Origin of the sequence: Streptomyces sp. NPDC086777 (assembly GCF_040702065.1) — a bacterium.
Classification (GTDB): Bacteria; Actinomycetota; Actinomycetes; order Streptomycetales; family Streptomycetaceae; genus Streptomyces.
In genome coordinates, this window is record NZ_JBFBJI010000010.1 from 106,329 (window position 1) to 127,364 (window position 21,036).

Sequence of the window (21,036 nt, forward strand, 5' to 3'; positions counted from 1 at the left end):
CCGTTCCCGGATTCCGGCACGCTTCGGTCACGGAAATTGCGTGGCCTGCGGCGTCGCCGGCGCAGTAGGCTCCTGCGCTTCGGTGTCGGGCGGTCCGGGAGGTCGGTTGGTGTGGGCGCGGGACGCTTGTACACGGCCGTCGCTGCGGGGGGTTTCCGACGGTACGCGACGTATCGGGCGGCCACCGCCGCCGGGGTCTTCACCAATACGGCCTTCGGGATCATCCTCGTCTACACGTACGTGGCGCTGTGGGACGAGAAACCGCACCTTGGAGGCTATGACCAGGCACAGGCGGTGACCTATGTGTGGCTCGGGCAGTGCCTGTACGCGACGCTCGCGATCCAGGGCGGGGGCGTGGAAAAAGACCTGATGGAGCGTATCCGCACCGGTGCGATCGCGATCGACCTCTACCGACCGGCCGATCTTCAGATGTGGTGGCTGGCGACCGACCTGGGCCGCTCGCTGTTCCAGCTGCTGGGTCGCGGGGTGATCCCCTTCCTGGTCGGCGCGGTGTTCTTCCCGATGGCGCTGCCCGCGGACGCCGGCACCTGGGCCGCCTTCCTGGTCGCGCTGCTGCTCGCGATGGTCGTCAGCTTCGGTATCCGCTACCTGGTCGCGCTGAGCGCGTTCTGGCTGATGGACGGCATGGGTGCCAACCAGGTCATGATGATCACGGGGGTGTTCTTCTCGGGGATGACCCTGCCGCTGAACGTGTTCCCGGGCGCGCTCGGCGAGATCGCGCGGGCCCTGCCGTGGGCGGCGCTGATCCAGATGCCGGCCGACGTGCTGATGGGGGAGACCGGCGCGCCGGAGGCTTTCGCCTTCCAGGCCGGGTGGGCGTTGGTGCTGCTGGCGGCGGGCCGGCTGGTGCAGTCGGCGGCGACCCGACGGGTGGTGGTGCAGGGTGGGTGAGCGTGCCCTGGAGGGGCTGCGGACGTACCGGCTGATCGCCGGGATGTGGGTCCGCTCGACGATGATCTACCGGACCTCCTTCCTCCTCACGGTGGCCGGAAACCTGCTGGTGACCGGCCTGGACTTCGCGACCATCCTGCTGATGTTCACCCGGGTCGACTCGCTGGGCGGCTGGTCGCTGCCCGAGGTCGCCTTCCTGTACGGCCTGTCGGCGACCGCGTTCGGGGTGGCCGACCTGGTGCTCGGTTCGATGGACGTGCTGGGCTCCCGCATCAGGGACGGTTCCTTCGACACGCTGCTGGTGCGGCCGGCCCCGGTGCTCGCCCAGGTGGGCGCGGACCGCTTCGCGCTGCGCCGGCTCGGCCGGATCACCCAGGGCGCGGTGGTCCTCGGCTGGGCGACGGTGGCGGTGGACGTCCACTGGACGGCGGCGAAGCTGTTCCTGCTGCCGCTGATGCTGGGCAGCGGTGCGGTGATCTTCTGCGCGCTGTTCGTGGCGGGCGCGGCCTTCCAGTTCCTGGCGCAGGACGCGGCCGAGGTGCAGAACGCGTTCACCTACGGCGGTACGACGCTGCTCCAGTATCCGCCGACGGTGTTCGGGAAGGACTTCGTGCGCGGGGTGACGTTCATGCTGCCGCTGGCCTTCGTCAACTGGGTGCCGGCGGCGTACGTACTGGGGCGGCCGTACCCGCTGCGGCTGCCGGAGTGGACGGTGTGGTCGCCGCCGCTGGTGGCGGCGGGGTGCTGCGCGCTGGCGGGGCTGGCGTGGCGGGCGGGTCTCAGGTCGTACCGGAGTACGGGGAGTTGACGATGTTCATCGAGGTCGACGGGGTCGAGAAGGTCTTCGAGGTCCGCAAGAAGGCGGGTTTCCTGAAGCGGGAGCGCCGGCAGGTACGTGCGGTGGACTCGCTCTCGTTCACGGTGACGCGGGGCGAGATGGTGGGGTACATCGGCCCGAACGGCGCCGGGAAGTCGACGACGATCAAGATGCTGACGGGCATCCTGACCCCGAGCGCCGGGCGGCTGAGGGTGGCCGGCATCGACCCGTCCCGCGAGCGCACGAAGCTGGCCCACCGCATCGGCGTCGTCTTCGGACAGCGCACCACCCTGTGGTGGGACCTCCCGCTCGTCGACTCCTACCGGCTGATGCACCGCATGTACCGCATCCCGGACGCCCGTTACCAGGAGAACCTGGATCGCCTGGTCGAGCTCCTGTCCCTGGAAACGCTGCTGGACGTCCCGGTACGGCAACTCTCCCTCGGTCAGCGGATGCGCGGCGACATCGTGGCCGCGCTCCTGCACGACCCGGACGTCCTCTACCTGGACGAGCCGACGATCGGCCTGGACGTCATCTCCAAGGCCAGGGTCCGCGACTTCCTGCGGGAGCTGAACACGGAGCGCGGCACCACGGTCCTGCTCACCACCCACGACCTCCAGGACATCGAGCAGTTGTGCTCCCGGGTGATGGTCATCGACCACGGGCGGCTGATGTACGACGGTCCGCTCGCCGGGTTGCACGAGGTGGGCGAGAGCGAACGGACCCTGGTGGTCGACCTGGAGCGGGAGCTCCCGCCGATCGAGGCGGGCGGGTCGGCGCGGGTGGTGCGGGTGGAGGGGCCGCGGCAGTGGCTGGCGTTCCCTGCCTCCCAGTCGGCGGCGCCGCTGGTGGCGAGGATCGCGGCGGAGTACCCGCTGGTGGATCTGTCCGTCCGGGAGCCGGACATCGAGACGGTGATCGCTACGATTTATGCGGAGCGTACGACCGCGTAGTCCCGGCCGCCGTCAACTCGTAGTCTGCTCCTATGACCGACGATGCCCCGGAGCTGCGCGCCTCCGACGCCGATCGTGAACGAGTCGCCGAGATCCTCAGGGACGCCCTCGCGGAGGGGCGGCTCGACATGGCGGAGTTCGAGGAGCGGCTGGAGGCGACGTACCAGGCCCGCACGTACGGTGAGCTGACGCCGATCACCAGGGATCTGCCGGCGGCCGGCTCCCCCACGGTGTCGCTTACCAAGCCCCCGGCGGACGACGGAAGTTGGGCTGGGCGGTTCGTCGGCGGTGAGGGCACCTCCACCTGGGCGGTGGCCGTCATGTCCGGCTTCCAGCGCAAGGGCCGCTGGACGGTGCCGAGGCGTTTCAGCTGCCTGGCGTTCATGGGCGGTGGCGAGATCGACCTGCGCGAGGCGAACTTCGCGGACCGCGAGGTGGAGATCAACTGCGTCGCGGTGATGGGCGGGGTGAGCGTGATCGTGCCGCCGGGCGTCGAGGTGGTGATGCGCGGCATCGGCATCATGGGCGGCTTCGACCACTACGAGGAGGAGACGCTGCCGGACCCGGGCGCCCCCAGGGTGATCGTGACGGGCCTGGCGTTCTGGGGCGGCGTCGAGGTGGAACACAAGGTGACGAAGGCGGAACGCCGACGCCTGAAAGAGGAACGCCGCCAGGCCCGCCACGAACTCCACGAGGCCCGCCACGAGTGGCGCCAGGAACGCCGGGAACAACGAGAGAACCGCCGAGAGAACCGCCACGACCGCAGACACCGCAACTACTGAGCAACGCCGGGGCAGCCGGCCAAGGGGCGCGGTGGCTGTCGACGGACGCCGGGCCGGCCAACTCACGGGGCTCGGGGAACTGCGCGATCAGCCCCCACCGGCCCGCAGGTGCGCACCGCCCGGCCCGGCACCGCCGAACATCGTCGCCGTGGCTGTCGGTCAAGGCGATCTCCTCGGCCATCTTCGCGAAGCCCGTGTCGTTCGGGTGGAGGTGGTCTCCGAAGTCGTAGGAGGGGGCGGAGGCGGTTCGGGGCGTAGGGGGCGCGGAGTGCCTTGCCGAAGCCGGTGACCGCGTCGTACACCCGGCCCGACGGGTTCCGTTCGTTGATCTGCCGGCGGACCCGTTTCCTGGCCGGGTCCACCCGGCGTGCCCCTGGAACGGCATCAGGGTCGCCTCGAGCGGCCTCTGACGTACAGGGCTTGCCGGAGATCCGCGAACATTACAGACGGTGGGAACTCTTGTTCCGTTCCGGGCGTAGGTCAGCAAGGGACAATATGTGCGGGATCACCGTGAGAGTGGACCGGCTGCGAACGGGTGGAGCAGATGGCGGAACCTACGGAGACGACGGACGGCCGGGCTGACGGCCGGGCGGCCGCCGAGCCGTCGTACAAGTCCATGAACGCCTTCACACCCGCCGACGAGGAGCGCCAGCGCGGCGTACGGCGGATGAAGACCACGGCCACCGGCCTGCTGCTGCTCGTCGCCCTCGTGTACGCCCTGGCCAAGTGGGCGTCCGGCGCCGGCGCCGGCGCCTGGGCGGACTACGTCGCCGCGGCCGCCGAGGCCGGCATGGTCGGCGCGCTCGCCGACTGGTTCGCGGTGACCGCCCTCTTCCGGCACCCCCTCGGCCTGCCCATCCCGCACACCGCGATCATCCCGACGAAGAAGGACCAGCTCGGCGTCTCGCTCGGCGAGTTCGTCGGCGAGAACTTCCTCTCCCGGGACGTCGTACGGCAACGGCTGCGCGCCGTCGGCATCGGCAGCCGCCTCGGCGCCTGGCTGGCCGAGCCGAAGAACGCCGACCGGGTCACCGCCGAGCTCGCCACGGCGCTCCGCGGCGCGCTCACCGTGCTGCGGGACTCCGACGTCCAGGCGGTCGTCGGCGAGGCCGTCACCCGCCGCGCCGACGCCCAGGAGATCGCCCCCGGCATCGGCAAGATGCTGGAGCGGGTCGTCGCCGACGGCGGCCACAAACGCGTCGTGGACCTCGTCGTCACCCGGGCCTACGACTGGCTGGTGCTGCACGGCGACTCCGTGATGGACGCCGTCCAGGGCGGCGCCCCCGGCTGGACCCCCCGCTTCGTCGACCGGCGCGTCGGCGAGCGCGTCTACAAGGAGCTGCTCCGCTTCTGCTCCGAGATGCGGGACATGCCCTCCCACCCGGCCCGCGGCGCCCTCGACCGCTTCCTCACGGACTTCGCGAACGACCTCCAGTCCGACACCGACACCCGCGCCCGCGTCGAGCGGCTCAAGGGCGAGGTCCTGGGCCGCGGCGAGGTGCAGGACCTGATCGCGTCCGCCTGGACGGCCGTACGCTCCATGATCGTGGCGGCGGCCGAGGACGAGCGCAGCGAACTGCGGTTGCGCGTCCGCGCCTCCCTGATCTCCCTGGGCGCCCGGATGGCCGAGGAGCCCAAGGTCCAGGACAAGGTCGACAGCTGGGTCGAGGGCGCCGCCGTGCACGTCGTGTCGACGTACCGCAAGGAGATCACCTCCCTGATCACCGACACGGTGGCCGGCTGGGACGCCGAGCACACCACCCGGAAGATCGAGGCCCACATCGGCCGCGACCTGCAGTTCATCCGGATCAATGGCACGGTGGTGGGGTCGCTGGCCGGCGTCCTGATCTTCACCGTGTCGCGGGCGCTGGGCGCGTAAGGCGCCCGGAGCGGGGCACTCGGCCGCGGGTTTCGGTACTTGTCCCGGTCGAGGAGGCGCGATGGGTACGGCGGCTACGGGTGTGGGCTCGGGCGGGATCGAGCCGGGGCCGGACGACGGCGGTGGCGGCGCGGGCGGCGGCCGGACGATCACCACCCGCATCCCGGCCCGCCTGGACCGGCTCCCCTGGTCCCGCTGGCACTGGACGATCGTCATCGGCCTCGGCACCGTCTGGATCCTGGACGGCCTGGAGGTCACCGTCGTCGGCAACATCGCGAGCCGCCTCTCCGAACCGGGCAGCGGCCTCGCGATCTCCTCCTCCCAGGTCACCGGCACCGCCGCGGCCCTCTACGTGGCCGGCGCCTGCACGGGCGCCCTGTTCTGGGGCCGCCTGACCGACCGCCACGGCCGCAAGAAGCTCTTCATGATCACCCTGGCGGTCTATCTGGCCGCCACCGCCCTGACCTCGATCTCCTTCGCCCCCTGGTGGTTCTTCACCTTCCGCTTCCTGACCGGCTTCGGCATCGGCGGCGAGTACGCGGCGATCAACTCCGCGATCGACGAGCTGATCCCGGCGTACCACCGCGGCCGCGTCGACCTGATCATCAACGGCAGCTTCTGGGTGGGCGCGGTGGGCGGCTCGCTGCTCTCGATCCTCGCGCTGAACACGGACTTCCTGGCGAAGGACCTCGGCTGGCGGCTGACCTTCGCCCTGGGCGTCGTCCTCGGCCTGGTCATCCTGCTGGTACGGCGCAACGTCCCGGAGAGCCCGCGCTGGCTGCTGATCCACGGCAGGGAACGGGAGGCCGAGGAGATCGTCTCCTCGATCGAGCGGAGGGTCGAGGACGAGACCGGGAAGCGGCTCCCGGCGCCGGAGAGCGAGCTGGTGATCCACCAGCGCGGGAGCGTCACCTTTGCCGAGATCGCCCGCACGGTCTTCCACGACTACCGGCGCCGCGCCGTCCTCGGCTTCTCCCTCTTCATCGGCCAGGCGTTCCTCTACAACGCGATCACCTTCGGCTTCGGCGCGATCCTCACCAGGTTCTTCGACGTGCCGACGGGGGACACCGGCTACTACTTCGTGGTCATCGCGGTCGGCAACTTCCTCGGCCCGCTGCTGCTGGGCAAGCTCTTCGACACGGTGGGCAGGAGGGTGATGATCTCGTCGACGTACCTGCTCTCCGGCCTGCTGCTCTTCCTCACGGCCTGGCTGTTCGACCGGGGCGTGCTGACGGCGGGGACGCTGACCGCCTGCTGGTGCGCGGTCCTCTTCTTCGCCTCGGCGGGAGCCTCCAGCGCCTACCTGACCGTTTCCGAGATCTTCCCGATGGAGACGCGGGCGATGTCCATCGCGTTCTTCTACGCCCTGGGCACGGCCGCGGGCGGCATCAGCGGCCCGCTGCTCTTCGCGGACCTCACCGGGACGGGCAAGGTGGCCGACACGGTGCTGGCGTTCCAGATCGGGGCGGGCCTGATGTGCGCGGCGGGTCTGGTGGCGGCGGTGTGCGCGGTGAACGCGGAACGCCGGTCCCTGGAGGACGTCGCACGTCCGCTGACGGTCGCGGCGGCGGAGAAGGACGGACCGGCGAAGGCGCCCGCCTAGCAGGCCCCCCGGCGACGCACCGGCCCACCGGCCCACCGGCTCAGCGGCCCACCGGCTCAGCGGCCCACCGGCTCAGCGGTGGCTCACCGGCTCAGCGACACGGCCGTCACTGCCGTCGCCACGAAGGCGACACCTCCGCACACGGCCACCGCCCAGCCCACGCAGCGCGCCCGCAGCATCCGGTAGCGCCGCTCGTACTCGTCCCGCAGGGACGCGCACCGGGCGGCGATCCGTTCGAGGTCCTGCCGGGCGCGCCGGAGGCCGTCGTCGACGTAGTGGCGCTCGACCTCGTCGCGCTGGCCCGTGGTCAGCCAGTCCATGCGCCCGGTGAACTCCCGCGCCCGCTGCTCGGCCTCCGCGATCCTGGCCCGCCACAGCAGGTAGCCCTCCACCTCGTTGCCGAGGTCTTCGCTGGCTCCCGGCCGCGGCCCGCCGCCCACCCGGTGTCCCGGGTCGGTCATGAGTGGACGCCGTGGGCCTCGGCCTCGGTCAGGGCGAGGTCGGGGTGGTGCAGGTCGAACGCGGGGGACTCGCTGCGGATCCGCGGCAGGGTGACGAAGTTGTGCCGCGGCGGCGGGCAGGAGGTCGCCCACTCCAGCGAACGGCCGTACCCCCACGGGTCGTCGACGCCGACCGGCTTGCCGTACCTGGCCGTCTTCCACACGTTGTAGAGGAACGGCAGCATCGACAGGCCGAGCAGGAACGAACCGATCGACGAGACCGTGTTCAGCATGGTGAAACCGTCGGCCGCCAGGTAGTCGGCGTACCGGCGCGGCATGCCCTCGGCGCCCAGCCAGTGCTGGACCAGGAAGGTGCCGTGGAAGCCGACGAACAGCGTCCAGAAGGTGATCTTGCCGAGCCGCTCGTCGAGCATCTTGCCGGTCATCTTCGGCCACCAGAAGTGGAAACCGGCGAACATCGCGAAGACGACCGTACCGAAGACCACGTAGTGGAAGTGGGCGACGACGAAGTACGAGTCGGAGACGTGGAAGTCCAGCGGCGGCGAGGCCAGGATGACACCGGTCAGACCACCGAACAGGAACGTCACGAGGAAGCCGGCCGCCCAGAGCATCGGGGTCTCGAAGGACAGCGAGCCCTTCCACATGGTGCCGATCCAGTTGAAGAACTTCACACCGGTCGGGACCGCGATCAGGAAGGTCATGAAGGAGAAGAACGGCAGCAGCACACCACCGGTGACGTACATGTGGTGGGCCCACACCGTGATGGACAGACCGGCGATCGAGATGGTCGCGGCCACCAGACCCATGTAGCCGAAGACCGGCTTGCGGGAGAAGACCGGGATGACCTCGGTCACGATGCCGAAGAACGGCAGCGCGATGATGTACACCTCCGGGTGCCCGAAGAACCAGAACAAGTGCTGCCAGAGCAGTGGTCCGCCGTTCGCCGCGTCGAACACGTGGGCGCCGAACTTGCGGTCCGCCTCCAGCGCGAACAGCGCGGCCGCGAGCACCGGGAAGGCGAACAGCACCAGGGTCGCGGTCAGCAGCACGTTCCACACGAAGATCGGCATCCGGAACATGGTCATCCCGGGGGCCCGCATGCAGATGATCGTGGTGATGAAGTTGACCGCGCCGAGGATGGTGCCGAAGCCGGAGAAGGCCAGACCCATGATCCACATGTCGGCGCCGAGGCCGGGCGAGCGGATCGCGTCCGACAGCGGGGAGTAGGCGAACCAGCCGAAGTCGGCCGCGCCCTGCGGGGTGAGGAAGCCGCCCACCGCGATGGTCGAGCCGAACAGGTAGAGCCAGTAGGCGAACATGTTCAGCCGCGGGAACGCGACGTCCGGCGCGCCGATCTGCAGCGGCATGATCCAGTTCGTGAACCCGGCGAACAGCGGGGTCGCGAACATCAGCAGCATCACCGTGCCGTGCATCGTGAACGCCTGGTTGTACTGCTCGTTGGAGATGATCTGCAGGCCCGGCCGGGCCAGCTCGGCGCGCATCAGCAGCGCCATCACGCCACCGATCAGGAAGAACGCGAACGACGTCGCCAGGTACAGCGTGCCGATCGTCTTGTGGTCGGTGGTGGTCATCCACTTCACCACGACGTTGCCGGGCTGCCGGCCCCGCAGCGGCACCTCGGTGTCGTAGTGGGGGACGGCCGAGGGCTCGGGCTCGTTGAGAACGGTCACCGGTGTGTGTCTCCAGACGCTCCTTGGCGTGATCCTCCGGCCATCCTGGCGTCTGCCGACCGGGACAGAAGCCCCCAAGCCGCCCTCATACGGCCGAACGGGGGGCCAGGCCCCACGGGTGGAGCAAACGGACCACGCCCCGAAGGGGCGCTGGGGGTACCCCCGGCCGAAGGCGCGGGGAGGAACTGCGCGACCAGCCACGACGGCGCCCCACCCGAGGGCGACGGCCGGCTACTTCGGGGCCCCGCACCGGGCGAGACCGTTCTCCCCTCGGTCCCGGCGGGGCATGCTGGTTACTGTGCGGGCCGCCGGGAGGTGCTGGGATGCGGTGTTGGGCCGGGGTCTGGACGGCTGTCGGGGCGGCCGCCCTGGTGGCGTGCGGCACCACGGGAGGCGGCGTGACAGGAAGCGACCCGTCGGTGCCGTCGGCCGGGGCGTCGGCGCGCCCGTCCTCGTCGGCGCGGCCCTGTGCCGCCGGAAAGGCGGAGGTCACCGTCGCGCCCGGCGAAGCGGTCGGGGAACGGCTGTGCGTGCGGCCCGGGACGGAGGTGTCCCTCGTCCTGGAGCCCCGGACGGACGACCGGAGGTGGACGGCGGTGCGGAGTTCCGCACCGGCCTCGGTCCTGGTCGCCGGATGGCGGGTGGACGCGGACGGCACGGCGCACGCCGTGTTGCGCTGCGCGGGCACCCGGGGCGGCCTTGCCACGATCACGGCTCTGGCGAAGGCGCCGGACGTGGCGGGCGCGGCGCGCGGCGCGTTCACACTGGACGTGACCGTGGTGCCGTACCCGCGGGAGGGGTGACCCCGGCGCACCGGGACCACCCCTCACCGTTCACCCGCGGTGTGCGTCAGCGGAGATCACGCACTCTGACGGTGTAGATGCCGCGGCCGTGGGTGGCCGCGTACAGGGTGCTGCCGTCGGGGCCGAGCTTCAGCTGGAGGACGGCGACGGCCGGGAGCGAGCCGACCCGCTGCCAGGTCGTACGGCCCGGGGCGCGGTAGACGACGCCGAGGTCGGTGGCGACGGCGAGGCCGCCGTTCGCGGTGACGACGGCGGAGTCGGCCGGTACGTCGGGGAGGTTCGCCGAGATGTCGGTCCAGGTGGTGCCGCCGTCCTTGGACTCGAAGACGTGGCCGACGCCGGCGCCGGGGCCCTCGGTCCAGTGCCGGGAGAAGCCGTTGACGGCGAGGAAGACGTGGTCGGCGTTCTTCGGGTCGACGGCGAAGCCGCTCAGGTAGCGGTTCGGCACGGTCCCGTCCACCGGCAGAGTGATGTCGTGCCAGCCGGTGCCGTCCGCGTTCCCGACGGAGATGCCACGGGCGAAGCCCTGGTTGTTGCACGGGCCGCACCAGGCCGCGTAGACCTTGCCGCCGGAGACCGCCACGGCGGTCGCGGTGCGGCCGGCGCCGAGGTCGTACACGCTGGTCCACTCCGAGCCGCTGCGGATGGCGTAGCCGTGGGTCTGCACCCAGACGTGCCGGCCGCCCGCGACCCACGTCGAGCTGTTCCTGTCGTCGGCCGCGAGCGGGGCGATGAAGCGGGCCTCGCCGGTGGCGTTGTCGGCCGGGGCGACGTTGTAGGACGTCGCCTTGGCCGGGTCCGCCGTCCAGCTTCCGTCGTTGACAGCGCAGTTCTCGGTCACCTGGATCGCGAGGTAGACGTACTCCTGCGCGATGTCGCAGCCGTTGGCCGGGGCGGTGAGGGTGTCGCCGCCGTCGCCGCCGAAGTTCGAGCCCATGACCCTGTCGTTGCTGCGCAGGATCGACTGGCCGTTGTCCTGGAGACCGCCGGTGACGGAGACACCGCCGTGGGCGAGGTCCTTGCCGATGCCCACCGAGTAGTACTGGAGGGTGTCGATGGTGCCGTCGTTGAGGGATGTCCAGTCGGTGGCGTGGCCGGACGGGTCCTGGGAGCCGTTGAGCGGGCGCTTGTAGACGCCGCCGTCGTTGCCGACGTACACGAAGCTCTTGCCGTGGTAGCTGCCGATCGCGACGCCGTGCTGGTCGGAGTGGGTGGTCTGGCTGCAGTCACCGCTCTGCTTCGAGGGATCGATGGACCAGCAGGGGAAGGAGAAGTTCCAGTACGGGCCGACGGTGGACCAGGTGCTGCCGCCGTCCTTGGTCTCGTAGACCTCCTCCAGACCCGCGTAGACGTGCGCCGGGTCCGCCGGGTCGACGGTCAGGAACTGGTTGTACCAGGCCTGCACACCCGGCATGTAGCCGCTGGTCGTCAGCGCCGAGCCGTCGGCGGCCAGGCCCCGGTAGTCGGCGATCTTCGTCCAGGGACCGGTGGGGGAACCGGACTTGGAGACGTAGATGCCCTCCAGGCCGCTGTCCGGGTTGGTGTTCAGCTGCTCCGGCGACTGGTCGACGGCGTAGTAGCGGGAGCCGTCGGCGGAGCGGGCGAAGGTGACGTTGCCGACGTCGTCCGGGTCGGCCGGCAGGTCGCCCAGTCCGCCGGTGATCCGGGTCCAGGTGCCGTCTGCGCCCTTGGTGTAGAAGCCGTTGTAGTCGTCGCCGCTGCGCCAGCCGACGGCCAGGACCACCTTGCCGGGGTTCTTCGGGTCGATCGCGATGTCGTTGGCGATGTTCTTGTACGCGGCCGAGGGGTCGCTCGCCAGTGAACCGCCCGGCAGGTAGTCGGGGTTGGGGGCGAACTCGAGCTTCCAGGCTCCGGTGAGCTTCTTCGTGGAGTGGCTCCACACGCCCTCGCTGGTGGCCGCCCACACCTTGCCGCCGCCGAAGCGGAGTTCGTGGATGGTGGTGGACTCCAGTTCGTCGCCGCCGACCCGGCTGCGGGCGGAGAAGGTGCCGTGGTGCGGGTCGGACAGGACGTAGACGCCGCTGCCGAGGTAGGCGTCCGCGTTGGTGGTGGCCTCGCCGGTGCCCAGCCACAGCCGTCCCGCGCCGTCGAGCGCGAGCGCGCCGGTGGACTGCGAGGGCAACCGGTCGCTGATGGGCCGCCAGCGTCCGCCGCCGGTGCGCGAGCGCCAGACCCCGCCGCCCGCGCTGCCCGCGTACACGTACCCGTCGTCGTCCGCGGCGATCGCGGCCATGCGGCCGGTGACGTTGCCGGAGCCGCCGCTGGAGTTGGAGTCGATGTCGCGGTAGCGGGCGTCGTCGGAGTTGTACGGCAGGTCGGTGATGTTCCGCCAACTGCCGCCGCTGGCAGGCAGGTTCGCCAGGCTCTTCCAGGCGGCGCCGTAGGCGCCGGGAGCGACGATGCCGGGGGAGGTGCGGGCCTCGGCGTACTGGTCCGCGCCCTCGGCGATCTCGTCCGCCTCGTTGCCGCCGTCATCGTCCTCGGCCGTCACCTTGGGCGTGACCGCGCCCACCGACTGCTCGCGCTCGGCGGCGAGCCGGGCAAGTGCGCGGGCGCCGAACGGGCTGCCGCTCCCGCCGGGTGCGGCGCCCGCGGGTATCGCGACGAGTGCGGCGGACGCGGTGATGGCCCAGATCGTGAGCCACCGTCTCTTACGGGTCGATGCTGACACCAGATCCTCCCAAGCGGGCAGTCCTACAGCCGTTGCACAGCACCCGATCACCGGCGGCAGAGGGTGTACGGGATTTGGACAACTGTTGACCGGAACCTGCCATTACCACTCCGGCGCCCGCGCCAGGGGCCACCGGACCGCCCCTGGCCCTCCGGGAGCGCCGGGACCGCCCCCGGCGTCCCGGACCGTCCCTGGCCGTCCCTGGCCGTCCCGGCCCGCCCCCGGCGCTTTCGAACCGCCCCTAGCCATCCCAGCGCCCCGCCCCCGCCCCCGCCTCCGTGGCAACAGCAACCCACCCGCCGGCGCCCTGACCCCCGTCGCCGCCGCCCACCCGGCGTGGATGTCGTTGTAGAGGAGCGAGTAGTTCTCCGGGGTGCCCGATCCCCGGAACACCACGGCCTGCGGCCGCGCCTGCCGGCCGCTCCGCGCGTGCCGGTTGGCGGTGAGCCTGGCGAACCCGGCCGCGTAGGGCGCGGTGCCCGCCTTCACCTTGGCGGCCATCCGGTCGCGGCCGGTACGGGTGTGCAGCAGGCCGGGATGGGCGAAGGTCCCGGCTCCTGTCCCGGCTTCCGTCCCGGCGGCGGTCCCGGCGGCGGCTGCGGGAGCGGCCGCGCCCACCGCGGCGATCCCCGCGGCCGTGCCCGAGGCCTCCGACATGTTCCGGCGGCTGGTCTGTCGAGCCACGTGCATACCCCGGCAGACGGACCGGCCCACCCCCCGACAACAGAAACCCCGCAGTCCGGTACGAGGCTCAGGCGCCGGTCGTCGACCCCGGCCGTACGATCATCAGTACCGTCACGGCCGCCCACAGCAGGTTGAACACCCCGGTGAACATGGCCAGTCGGGCGGTCGCCTGCCGTGTGCCGCCGCCCGCGCCGGCCTCCACGAGGGCGCTCTGCCGGGGCAGTACCAGCGCGGCGAGGACGACCGCCGCGACCGCGGTGAGCGCGATCGACGTGATCAGCCAGGCACTGCCCAGCACCCGCATGTTGCTCGCCGTGGCGAACCCGAACACGGGGACGGCGACGCCGACGACGGCGTACACCCGGCATATCCGGTGCAGCAGCCGGACGGTCTCGGCGGCCCGGACGTCGTCCGGCGCCTCGATGGCGCGGCGGGCGGCCGGCGGGAACATGCTGGCGGCGACGGTGACGGGACCGATCGCGACGATCGCCGCGAGGACATGGACGGCGAGGAGGAACTTGGTCACGGCGACGACCGTAGGCGGCCGGATGATCGCGCAGAAGCGGCAATACTGCCACCCTTCGACGGATTCTCGCCAGGCATCGGGTGCCGGTGTGCGGGAACCGGGCGGGCGCTTGGCGACAACCCGTCGAACGGCTAGGTTCCTGCCATGCACACCGTCGCCGTACTCGTCCTGGACCAGGTCGTCCCGTCCGACTTCACCGTGCCGATCGACACCTTCGGCTGGGCCCGGCTGCCCGACGGCCGGGACGCCTACCGGGTACGGGTGTGCGGCTCCGCGGCCGAGGTGACCGCGGCGGGCGGCGCGTTCACGGTGAAGGCGCCGTACGGGCTGGACGCGCTGGCCGAGGCGGACACGATCATCGTGCCGGGCGTCGCGGATCCCGCCCCCACACTGCCGCCCGAGGTCACCGCGGCCCTGCACGCGGCGGCGGCGAACGGCACGCGGATCGCGTCGGTCTGCGTCGGGGCGTTCGTCCTCGCGGCCACCGGCCTGCTGGACGGCCTGCGCGCCACCACGCACTGGGCGGCGGCCGACGCCCTGGCCGCGCTGCACCCGCGCGTCGACGTCGACCCGAACGTCCTGTACGTCGACAACGGCCAGTTCCTGACCTCGGCGGGCGCGGCCGCGGCGATGGACATGTGCCTGCACATGGTCCGCAAGGACTACGGCTCGGCGGTCGCCGCGCACACCGCCCGGATGTCGGTCATGCCGCTGGAACGGGAGGGCGGCCAGGCCCAGTTCATCGTCCACGACCAGCCGCCGGCCCCGGCCGGTGCCACCCTGGAGCCGCTCCTGGCCTGGCTGGAGGACAACTGCGACCGGGACCTCACCCTGGACGAGGTCGCGGACCGGGCCGGCATGAGCACCCGCACCCTCAACCGCCGCTTCCGCGACCAGACCGGCACGACCCCGCTGCAGTGGCTGCACCGGGCCCGGGTGCGCAGGGCCCAGCACCTGCTGGAGACCACCGCCCACCCCGTCGAACGCATCGCGGCCCAGTCGGGCTTCGGCTCCCCGACCGCCTTCCGCGAGCGCTTCAGAAGGGTGGTCGGCACCAGCCCGCAGGCCTACCGCCGGGCCTTCCGCGCTCCTTAGAGGGCGCCGGGGTACCCCTGGCAGAGGGCGCTGGGGCCACCCCCGGCCGGAAGGCTCGGGGAGCCGCGCGACCAGCCGCGACGGCGCCGCAGTCGGAAGACGGCAGGCCGGCACACGGTACCTCGCGGCCCTCCCGGCGGAGCGCTCGGCGCTCAGGCCCGCCGGTCCGCCACCGCCCAGGACGCCAGCGCCACCGCTCCCGCCACCCCGAGCACGGACGGCCACGCGCCGACCTTCCTGGCCAGCGGATGCGACCCCGCGAACGCGGCGACGTACGCGGCGCACAGCGCCCCGGCCGCCTTCCCGCCCGCCCGCTGCCGCCACTGCTGCGCGGCGGCGGCCCCGGCGACGGCCAGCACGGCCCCGCCCAGCGGCCGCTGCTTCGTCCACCGGGCCACGCCGTAACCCCCGACGAGGCCGCCCGCGGCGATCACCGAACTGGGAACCCTGGCCATGTGTGTCTCCTTCTGCCGCTTTCTGCCTGATTCCCGAGGCTAACGCGGCGACGGCCGCAGAGGTGTCGGGGGTACCCCCGGCCGGGCGCCGGGGAAGGACCGCGCCGCCGGCCCCCGCTCACCCCGCCCGGTCACGGCCGCCACTTCGCGCTGAGCGCGATCGCGCGGAGCTGCTTCATGGTCAGGGCCGGGGCCTTGCGGGTCGCGGCGCTGTGCTGCGAGCCGGAGTTGAAGGCGCTGACCACCACGCGGAAGCCGTCGGTGCGCATGGTGTCGACCGTCCACATGACGACCCCGGCGCCGCCCTTCTCCCCGGGCTGCTTCCGCCCGGCGACCATGGTCCCGTCGGGAAGGGTCTCGGACCCGGACCCGAACAGCTGGTGCGCGACGTCGGACATGTCCGGCTGCACGTTGATCTGGACGAGACTCCGCCCCTTGCCGTCGTCGACCACGACGTAGCTGAACTGGTCGTCGTCGCTCCCGTGCGCCACCACCTTCAGCCCCTTCGGCAGCAGCGAGGTGAGGGTCTTCCGGATGGAGGTGCCGTTCCCCTGCGCCGCGGGTGGTTCCTCGGTCTGCCGGGGGTCCGCCGGAATGGCGTCGACGACCCCGCGCCACTCGTGCGCGGCCGCCAGACCCATCAACTGATCGGCCGACAGAGGCGGTTCGTCCCGGCTGACCGGCGCGCCCTTCTCGGCGGCGGCGTTCCACTCGCTGACGGAGACGTGGTGGCCGTCCGGGGTGACGAGGTTCGCCGTCCAGAGCTTGGTGTCCACCCGCCGGTCGGGATACTCGTACCCCTTGACGACGGTGACGACGGACGCGTCGGGCAGATGGCGGGTGACGCAGCTGTCGTAGGGGGTGTAGACCCGGTCCGGACACTGCACGGCCTGCCGGGCGTCGGACCCGCCCGGCAGCACCCGGTTCACGGCGACGCTGACGGCGCCGGGGCCCCGCCCGTCGTCGAACACGACCTGCGCGTACGGCGCCACGAGCGGCGCGCTCGCGTCGACGCCCCGGCCCGACGGCTTGCCGAACTTCCCCTCGGGCAGCAGCTTCTCCAGCATGCCGATCATCCCGTCCGCGGTGACGGCGCGGGCGGTGGGGGAGGCCGCGGGGCGCGGGGTGGTGCTCACGGCGGACGGCGGCCGTCCGGCGGGCGACGCGCTCCGGGGCACCAGCATCGCCCCGCCGACCCCGGCGAGCGCGACCCCGGCCGCCCCGCCCAGCACGGTCGCCCGGCGCCGCAGCCACAGCCGCCGCCCCCGCACCGTACCGCCGGCGACGAGCGTGCGCCGGTCGGCCTCGAAGGTGTCCCCGGCGTCGTGCAGGGCGGCGGAGAGCCGTGCCTCGAAGGCGTGCTCACCGCTGCTGTCACTGTCGTTGTGCTGCCGCTCCACGGGCATGACGAACCACCGTCTCCACAAGGTCGATGCAGGTTGATGCAAGTTGATGCAGATTGATGCAGGTTGATGTCAGGGGCGGGCGTACTCGGCGAGGTCCGCGCCGAGCAGCTCGCGCAGCCGCCCGAGGGCGCGCACGCACCGTGTACGGACCGCGGCCGAGCTCATGTTGAGCGCGTCCGCGGTCTCGTGCACCGACCGGTCCTCCCAGTACCGCAGGACGACCACGGCCCGGTCCTTGGCCGGCAGCCGCGCCAGCGCGTCGAGCAACGTCAGCCGCAGCGAGGGGTCGGCGCCACCGGGATCGGTGCCGGTGTCGGCCAGTTCGGGGAACGAGTCCCTCGCCCGCTCCCTGCTGCTGAACCGCCGCCGGTGGGCGAGGAAGGTGCGGGTGAGGACGGTCTGCGCGTACCCGGCGGGGTTCTCGGCGCGGGAGACCCGGCCCCAGCGGACGTAGATCCGCCCGAGCGCCTCCTGCACCAGGTCCTCGGCGAGGTAGGTGTCCCCGGCGGTGAGCAGGCAGGCGGACCGGTACAGATGCCCGGCCCGCGCCGCGGCGAACTCCGCGTAGTCCTCCCCGGTCCTCTGACTCATCCGCACGCTCCCCCGTCCCCGGCTCCGGCGCTCTGCCGTACCACCTCATTGATGCGGTGGGCCGGGGTAAATGTTTCAAAGGATTCTCAGGGGCGGCTCACCGGAGCGAGTCGAGCCAGTCGGAGAGCCGCTCGCCCTCGCGGGTCATGACGCCCGGGTCGCGCAGGGCGTTGGCCAGCAGTGACATGCCCTGGTAGCCGGAGACGAGGGTGACGGCCAGGTCGTCCGGGTCGCCCGCGCCGGACAGCCGCAGCTCGCGGAACTGCAGTGCCGCCCAGTCCAGCAGCCGCCGGATCACCGCACCGGCCTCGGCGTCGAGGCTGCCGTCGGCGCGCTTGCCGAGCTCGGCGGCCAGGGTGCCGGTGGGGCAGCCGTACCGGGCGGCGACCTCACGCTGCTCGACCCAGGCCCCGACCAGCGCCTTGAGCCGGTCGCGCGGGTCGGGCAACCGGTCGAGACGGGCGGTGAGTTCGTCGAGGTGCGCGGTGTGTTCGCCGAGCGCTGCCCGGACCAGTTCGTCCTTGGTCTTGAAGTAGTAGTAGACGTTCCCGACCGGGACGTCGGCCTCCCGCGCGATGTCCGCGAGGGTGGTGCGCTCGACGCCCTGCTCGTGCAGGACCCGGGCGGCCGCCGCCATCAGCCGCTGCCGCTTCTGCGACGCCCGTACGCGCCGGTCCACTGAGTTGGTCACCCAACTAACTATAGACAGCAGGGGAGTCGACCGTGCTAGGTTCTGAGTCCGCCGACTAAGTCAGTCGGCTGACTAACAAGCAGGGGGAACTGATGATCACAGTGACGGGCGCGACCGGCACCATCGGCCGGACGCTGGTCGACCTGCTGGCCGAGGCGGGCGAGGAGGTGGTGGCGGTGTCCCGCCGCCCCCGGCAGGCGTCCACCGCAACCCCCGGCGCACCGGGCGTCCCCGGCGTCCGGTGGGCCGAGGGCCATGTCGGGGACGCGGCGGGCATGCGGGCGCCGCTGACCGGGGCGTCGGCCCTGTTCATCGTCCTGGGCGGCGAACTCAACGCCTTCGGCGAGGACCCGAAGCTGCTGCTCGGGGCGGCCGCGGACGCCGGCGTGGAACGGGTCGTCCTGGTCTCCTCCCAGGTCAGTGCGACCCGCCCGGCGGCCCCCTCGCACGCCCGGCTGCGCGAGTTCGAGGCGGCGGTACGCGCGTCGGGCCTCGACGCCACGATCCTGCGCCCCGGCGGCTTCGCCTCCAACGCCCTCGCCTGGGCCGACACCATCCGCACCAGGCGCACGGTCTTCGCTCCCTTCGCCGACGTGGCCCTCCCGGTCGTCGACCCGGCGGACATCGCGGCGGTGGCGGCGAAGGCGCTCCGCGCGGACGGCGCCGCCGGCGCGGGCGGTCACGGGGGCCGCGTCTACGAGCTGACCGGCCCGGAGCCGGTCAGTCCGCGTCAGCAGGCGGCGGCCATCTCCGCCGCGCTGGGCGAGGAGGTGACGTTCGTCGAGCTCTCGCGCGCGGAGGCCCACGCGGCCATGGCCCGCTTCATGCCGGAGGAGGCGGTCGCGGGCACGCTGGACGTCCTCGGCGCACCGCTTCCCGCGGAGTCGAGGGTCAGCACGGACGTGGCGACCGTGCTGGGCCGCCCGGCGGGCGGGTTCGCGGGATGGGTCGGCCGCAACCTGCCGGCGTTCCGGTAGGCGTTCACAGCGCCGCCCGCACCGCCTCGACGAGCGCGGCGGCCCGGGTGTCCTCCGCGCCCTCGACGATGCTGTTCATGACGTACCCGAAGGCGATGCCGTGCTCGGGGTCGGCGAAGCTCAGCGACCCGCCGCGCCCGGGATGCCCGAAGGCGCGGGGACCGGTGAGCGGGCTGGTCTCGACCGGCAGCATGTACCCGGAGGCGAACCGGACCGGGAACATGATGACCTTGTCCACCCCGGCGGCCTGCTCCGCGGTCGCCGACGCGAGCGTCTCGGGACTGAACAGCCGTACCCCGTCCACCTCCCCGATCAGCGCCGCGTACATCCGGGCGAGGCCGCGCGCGGTGCCGATCCCGTTGGAGGCGGGCAGCTCCGCGGCCTGCACCTCGGCCGAGTTGAAGTCGATCTCGGCCGGGTCGGTGACGGCGAACGCCCGGTTGCCCAGCGACCGCGGATCCTGCAGGGCGGCGACGAACTCCCGCGCCTCCGGCGGCACGAGGTCCAGCGGTACGGTCGTGAGATCGACCTCCGGCTTCGGGTACACCATCCGGCTGACCCGCCCGCGCTCGGCCGCCGGCAGCCCGATGAAGAAGTCGAGGCCGAGCGGTTCGGCGACCTCCTCCGCGAAGAACCGCCCCGGGGTGCGCCCCGAGACCCGCCGTACGACCTCGCCGACCAGCCATCCGAAGGTCCGCCCGTGGTACCCGTGCGCTGTCCCCGGCTCCCACTCCGGCCGCTGCGCGGCGAGCGCGTCGGCCATCGGCTGCCAGCGCAGCGCGTCCGCCAGCGGCACGGGCGGCTGCACCGTGACCACCCCGGCCCGGTGCGACAGCAGCCACCGCACCGGGATCCCCGCCTTCCCGGCCGCCGCGAACTCCGGCCAGTAGTCGGCCACCGGGGCGTCGAGGTCCAACTCCCCGCGCTGGGCGAGCAGATGGGCCACCGTGGCGGTGGCCCCCTTGGTCGCGGAGTACACCAGCTGCAAGGTGTCCCGCTGCCACTCCCGCCCGGTCTCCGGATCCGCCACCCCACCCCACAGATCCACCACCGGCCGCCCGTCCCGGTACACGCACACGGCGGCCCCTGCGTCCCCCCGCTCCGCGAAGTTGGCGCGGAACGCCTCCCGTACACCCTCGAACCCGTCGGCCACTTCCCCGTGGATGGTCGTCATGCCCTCATCCTGGCACCGGGTCCGGTCCGCACGGTCCCGGAACGGGCATCGTCAAGAACAAGTTGACGGCAAGGGCTCGTCAATTTAAAGTTGACGCATGAGCCCACTCGACATCAGTCTTGCCGACCTGATCGCCCGACTCGACGAGGAACTCCCCGACGCCGGCGAACTGGCCCGCGTCAGCGAGGCGCGACTGCGCGCCCAGACCCTGTCCGACCTCGGTGACCAGCTCATCGACCACTACGTCAGCAAGGCCAAGCAGAACGGGGCGTCGTGGACCGAGATCGGCGACGCCATCGGGGTGTCCAAGCAGGCCGCCCAGCAACGCCACACACCCGCCGCGTTCGAGCGGTTCACCAACCTGAACCGGCACGGCGTCGTGCTGGCCCAGGAGGCCGCCCGCACGCACCGGCACGACTCCATCGGCACCGAACACCTCCTGCTCGGCCTGCTCGGCGAACCGCGCGGCCTGGCGTACGAGATCCTGGTCGCCAAGGGCGGGTCCGAACAACGCGTCCGCGACGCGGTCCAGGAAGCGCTGCCGCCGGCCGGGGAGAAGGCGCTGCGCGGTCACATCCCGTTCCGGGAGGAGAGCAAGGAGGCCATCGGCCAGGCCCGCCGCGCGTCCGCCGACCTCGGCCACGACTGGGTCGGCACGGAACACACCCTGCTGGGCCTGATCCGCGTCACGGACAGCCCGGCCGCCCGGATCCTCGGCGACCTCGGCTTCACACCGGAGGAACTGCACGAGACCGTCAGGACCGAGACCGCCAGGCGGCTCGCGGCCGGCGCCGACCGCTGAACGAACGGTGCCCAGGAGGCCGGAACCCCCTGGGCACTGTCT

Annotated in this window: 20 protein-coding genes; 10 read left to right on the top strand and 10 right to left on the bottom strand. The window is 72.1% G+C overall.

The genetic code is table 11. The annotated features are described in order from the left end of the window. The first annotated feature begins 126 nt into the window (after positions 1–126). From AB0472_RS16535 to AB0472_RS16560, 6 genes are all read left to right on the top strand, one after another. Complete coding sequence (locus AB0472_RS16535; protein WP_366357141.1) at positions 127–912, top strand: ABC-2 family transporter protein; 786 nt, start codon at positions 127–129, stop codon at positions 910–912. 43 nt (positions 913–955) lie between these two features. Continuing rightward, positions 956–1,720, top strand: coding sequence for an ABC transporter permease (locus AB0472_RS16540; RefSeq protein ID WP_366357282.1), 765 nt, complete (start codon positions 956–958; stop codon positions 1,718–1,720). Between the two features lie 2 nt (positions 1,721–1,722). Further along, complete coding sequence (locus AB0472_RS16545) at positions 1,723–2,682, top strand: ABC transporter ATP-binding protein (RefSeq protein WP_366357143.1); 960 nt, start codon at positions 1,723–1,725, stop codon at positions 2,680–2,682. A gap of 32 nt (positions 2,683–2,714) precedes the next feature. Further along, positions 2,715–3,464, top strand: coding sequence for a DUF1707 domain-containing protein (locus tag AB0472_RS16550; RefSeq protein ID WP_366357145.1), 750 nt, complete (start codon positions 2,715–2,717; stop codon positions 3,462–3,464). 544 nt (positions 3,465–4,008) lie between these two features. Then, positions 4,009–5,343 (top strand): DUF445 domain-containing protein, encoded by a 1,335-nt coding sequence (locus tag AB0472_RS16555; protein ID WP_366357147.1) that lies wholly within the window; start codon positions 4,009–4,011, stop codon positions 5,341–5,343. A 61-nt stretch (positions 5,344–5,404) separates the two neighbouring features. Continuing rightward, entirely contained in the window at positions 5,405–6,946 is a 1,542-nt protein-coding gene (locus AB0472_RS16560) for an MFS transporter (protein ID WP_366357149.1), read from the top strand. 83 nt (positions 6,947–7,029) lie between these two features. Here the strand turns inward: AB0472_RS16560 and AB0472_RS16565 are convergent, their stop codons facing one another. Beyond that, on the bottom strand, positions 7,030–7,407 hold the full coding sequence (locus AB0472_RS16565) for a cytochrome C oxidase subunit I (RefSeq protein WP_366357151.1): 378 nt from the start codon (positions 7,405–7,407) through the stop codon (positions 7,030–7,032). Then, positions 7,404–9,098, bottom strand: coding sequence for a cytochrome c oxidase subunit I (gene ctaD / locus AB0472_RS16570; RefSeq protein WP_366357153.1), 1,695 nt, complete (start codon positions 9,096–9,098; stop codon positions 7,404–7,406). The genes AB0472_RS16565 and ctaD overlap by 4 nt, the downstream gene beginning before the upstream one ends. A 398-nt stretch (positions 9,099–9,496) precedes the next feature. Between ctaD and AB0472_RS16575 the strand changes: the two genes are divergently transcribed. Then, entirely contained in the window at positions 9,497–9,901 is a 405-nt protein-coding gene (locus AB0472_RS16575; protein ID WP_366357155.1) for an acetyl-CoA synthetase, read from the top strand. Between the two features lie 46 nt (positions 9,902–9,947). On the opposite strand, the gene AB0472_RS16580 is transcribed toward AB0472_RS16575, so the two are convergent. The 3 genes from AB0472_RS16580 to AB0472_RS16590 all read right to left on the bottom strand — a co-directional run bounded on the left by AB0472_RS16580 (position 9,948) and on the right by AB0472_RS16590 (position 13,803). After that, positions 9,948–12,593 (bottom strand): glycosyl hydrolase, encoded by a 2,646-nt coding sequence (locus AB0472_RS16580; RefSeq protein ID WP_366357157.1) that lies wholly within the window; start codon positions 12,591–12,593, stop codon positions 9,948–9,950. Positions 12,594–12,695: 102 nt separating this feature from the next. Next, the gene (locus AB0472_RS16585) at positions 12,696–13,277 is read right to left on the bottom strand and encodes a hypothetical protein (RefSeq protein WP_366357158.1); all 582 of its coding nucleotides are present in this window, start codon (positions 13,275–13,277) and stop codon (positions 12,696–12,698) included. Positions 13,278–13,344: 67 nt separating this feature from the next. Continuing rightward, positions 13,345–13,803, bottom strand: coding sequence for a hypothetical protein (locus AB0472_RS16590; protein ID WP_366357159.1), 459 nt, complete (start codon positions 13,801–13,803; stop codon positions 13,345–13,347). 144 nt (positions 13,804–13,947) lie between these two features. Between AB0472_RS16590 and AB0472_RS16595 the strand changes: the two genes are divergently transcribed. Further along, positions 13,948–14,898: a helix-turn-helix domain-containing protein gene (locus AB0472_RS16595; protein ID WP_366357160.1), complete on the top strand. Its 951-nt coding sequence runs from the start codon at positions 13,948–13,950 to the stop codon at positions 14,896–14,898. Between the two features lie 152 nt (positions 14,899–15,050). Here the strand turns inward: AB0472_RS16595 and AB0472_RS16600 are convergent, their stop codons facing one another. The 4 genes from AB0472_RS16600 to AB0472_RS16615 form a co-directional block, all read right to left on the bottom strand. After that, the gene (locus AB0472_RS16600) at positions 15,051–15,353 is read right to left on the bottom strand and encodes a hypothetical protein (protein ID WP_366357161.1); all 303 of its coding nucleotides are present in this window, start codon (positions 15,351–15,353) and stop codon (positions 15,051–15,053) included. Between the two features lie 131 nt (positions 15,354–15,484). Then, positions 15,485–16,759 carry a hypothetical protein gene (locus AB0472_RS16605; RefSeq protein WP_366357162.1) on the bottom strand — a complete coding sequence of 425 codons (1,275 nt, stop codon included), beginning with the start codon at positions 16,757–16,759 and terminating at the stop codon, positions 15,485–15,487. Positions 16,760–16,828: 69 nt separating this feature from the next. Next, positions 16,829–17,350, bottom strand: a complete 522-nt coding sequence (locus AB0472_RS16610; protein ID WP_366357163.1) for a SigE family RNA polymerase sigma factor — start codon at positions 17,348–17,350, stop codon at positions 16,829–16,831. Between the two features lie 97 nt (positions 17,351–17,447). Further along, positions 17,448–18,041: a helix-turn-helix domain-containing protein gene (locus AB0472_RS16615; RefSeq protein ID WP_366357164.1), complete on the bottom strand. Its 594-nt coding sequence runs from the start codon at positions 18,039–18,041 to the stop codon at positions 17,448–17,450. 92 nt (positions 18,042–18,133) lie between these two features. Between AB0472_RS16615 and AB0472_RS16620 the strand changes: the two genes are divergently transcribed. Next, the gene (locus AB0472_RS16620; protein ID WP_366357165.1) at positions 18,134–19,018 is read left to right on the top strand and encodes an NAD(P)H-binding protein; all 885 of its coding nucleotides are present in this window, start codon (positions 18,134–18,136) and stop codon (positions 19,016–19,018) included. A gap of 4 nt (positions 19,019–19,022) precedes the next feature. Here the strand turns inward: AB0472_RS16620 and AB0472_RS16625 are convergent, their stop codons facing one another. Then, a complete protein-coding gene (locus tag AB0472_RS16625; protein ID WP_366357166.1) occupies positions 19,023–20,192 on the bottom strand; it encodes a serine hydrolase domain-containing protein in 1,170 nt (389 codons plus the stop codon). 97 nt (positions 20,193–20,289) lie between these two features. Here AB0472_RS16625 and AB0472_RS16630 point away from each other — a divergent pair, with 97 nt between their 5' ends. After that, positions 20,290–20,994, top strand: coding sequence for a Clp protease N-terminal domain-containing protein (locus AB0472_RS16630; protein WP_366357167.1), 705 nt, complete (start codon positions 20,290–20,292; stop codon positions 20,992–20,994). The last annotated feature ends 42 nt before the right edge of the window (positions 20,995–21,036 follow it).

Excerpts from the sequence above, each read along its gene's own strand:
- AB0472_RS16540 (WP_366357282.1), top strand. The coding sequence starts at position 956 with ATGTGGGTCCGCTCGACGATGATCTACCGGACCTCCTTCCTCCTCACG.
- AB0472_RS16545 (WP_366357143.1), top strand. The coding sequence starts at position 1,723 with ATGTTCATCGAGGTCGACGGGGTCGAGAAGGTCTTCGAGGTCCGCAAG.
- AB0472_RS16550 (WP_366357145.1), top strand. The coding sequence starts at position 2,715 with ATGACCGACGATGCCCCGGAGCTGCGCGCCTCCGACGCCGATCGTGAA.
- AB0472_RS16555 (WP_366357147.1), top strand. The coding sequence starts at position 4,009 with ATGGCGGAACCTACGGAGACGACGGACGGCCGGGCTGACGGCCGGGCG.
- AB0472_RS16560 (WP_366357149.1), top strand. The coding sequence starts at position 5,405 with ATGGGTACGGCGGCTACGGGTGTGGGCTCGGGCGGGATCGAGCCGGGG.
- AB0472_RS16565 (WP_366357151.1), bottom strand. The coding sequence starts at position 7,407 with ATGACCGACCCGGGACACCGGGTGGGCGGCGGGCCGCGGCCGGGAGCC.
- AB0472_RS16595 (WP_366357160.1), top strand. The coding sequence starts at position 13,948 with ATGCACACCGTCGCCGTACTCGTCCTGGACCAGGTCGTCCCGTCCGAC.
- AB0472_RS16600 (WP_366357161.1), bottom strand. The coding sequence starts at position 15,353 with ATGGCCAGGGTTCCCAGTTCGGTGATCGCCGCGGGCGGCCTCGTCGGG.
- AB0472_RS16605 (WP_366357162.1), bottom strand. The coding sequence starts at position 16,759 with ATGCCCGTGGAGCGGCAGCACAACGACAGTGACAGCAGCGGTGAGCAC.
- AB0472_RS16610 (WP_366357163.1), bottom strand. The coding sequence starts at position 17,350 with ATGAGTCAGAGGACCGGGGAGGACTACGCGGAGTTCGCCGCGGCGCGG.
- AB0472_RS16620 (WP_366357165.1), top strand. The coding sequence starts at position 18,134 with ATGATCACAGTGACGGGCGCGACCGGCACCATCGGCCGGACGCTGGTC.
- AB0472_RS16625 (WP_366357166.1), bottom strand. The coding sequence starts at position 20,192 with ATGACGACCATCCACGGGGAAGTGGCCGACGGGTTCGAGGGTGTACGG.
- AB0472_RS16630 (WP_366357167.1), top strand. The coding sequence starts at position 20,290 with ATGAGCCCACTCGACATCAGTCTTGCCGACCTGATCGCCCGACTCGAC.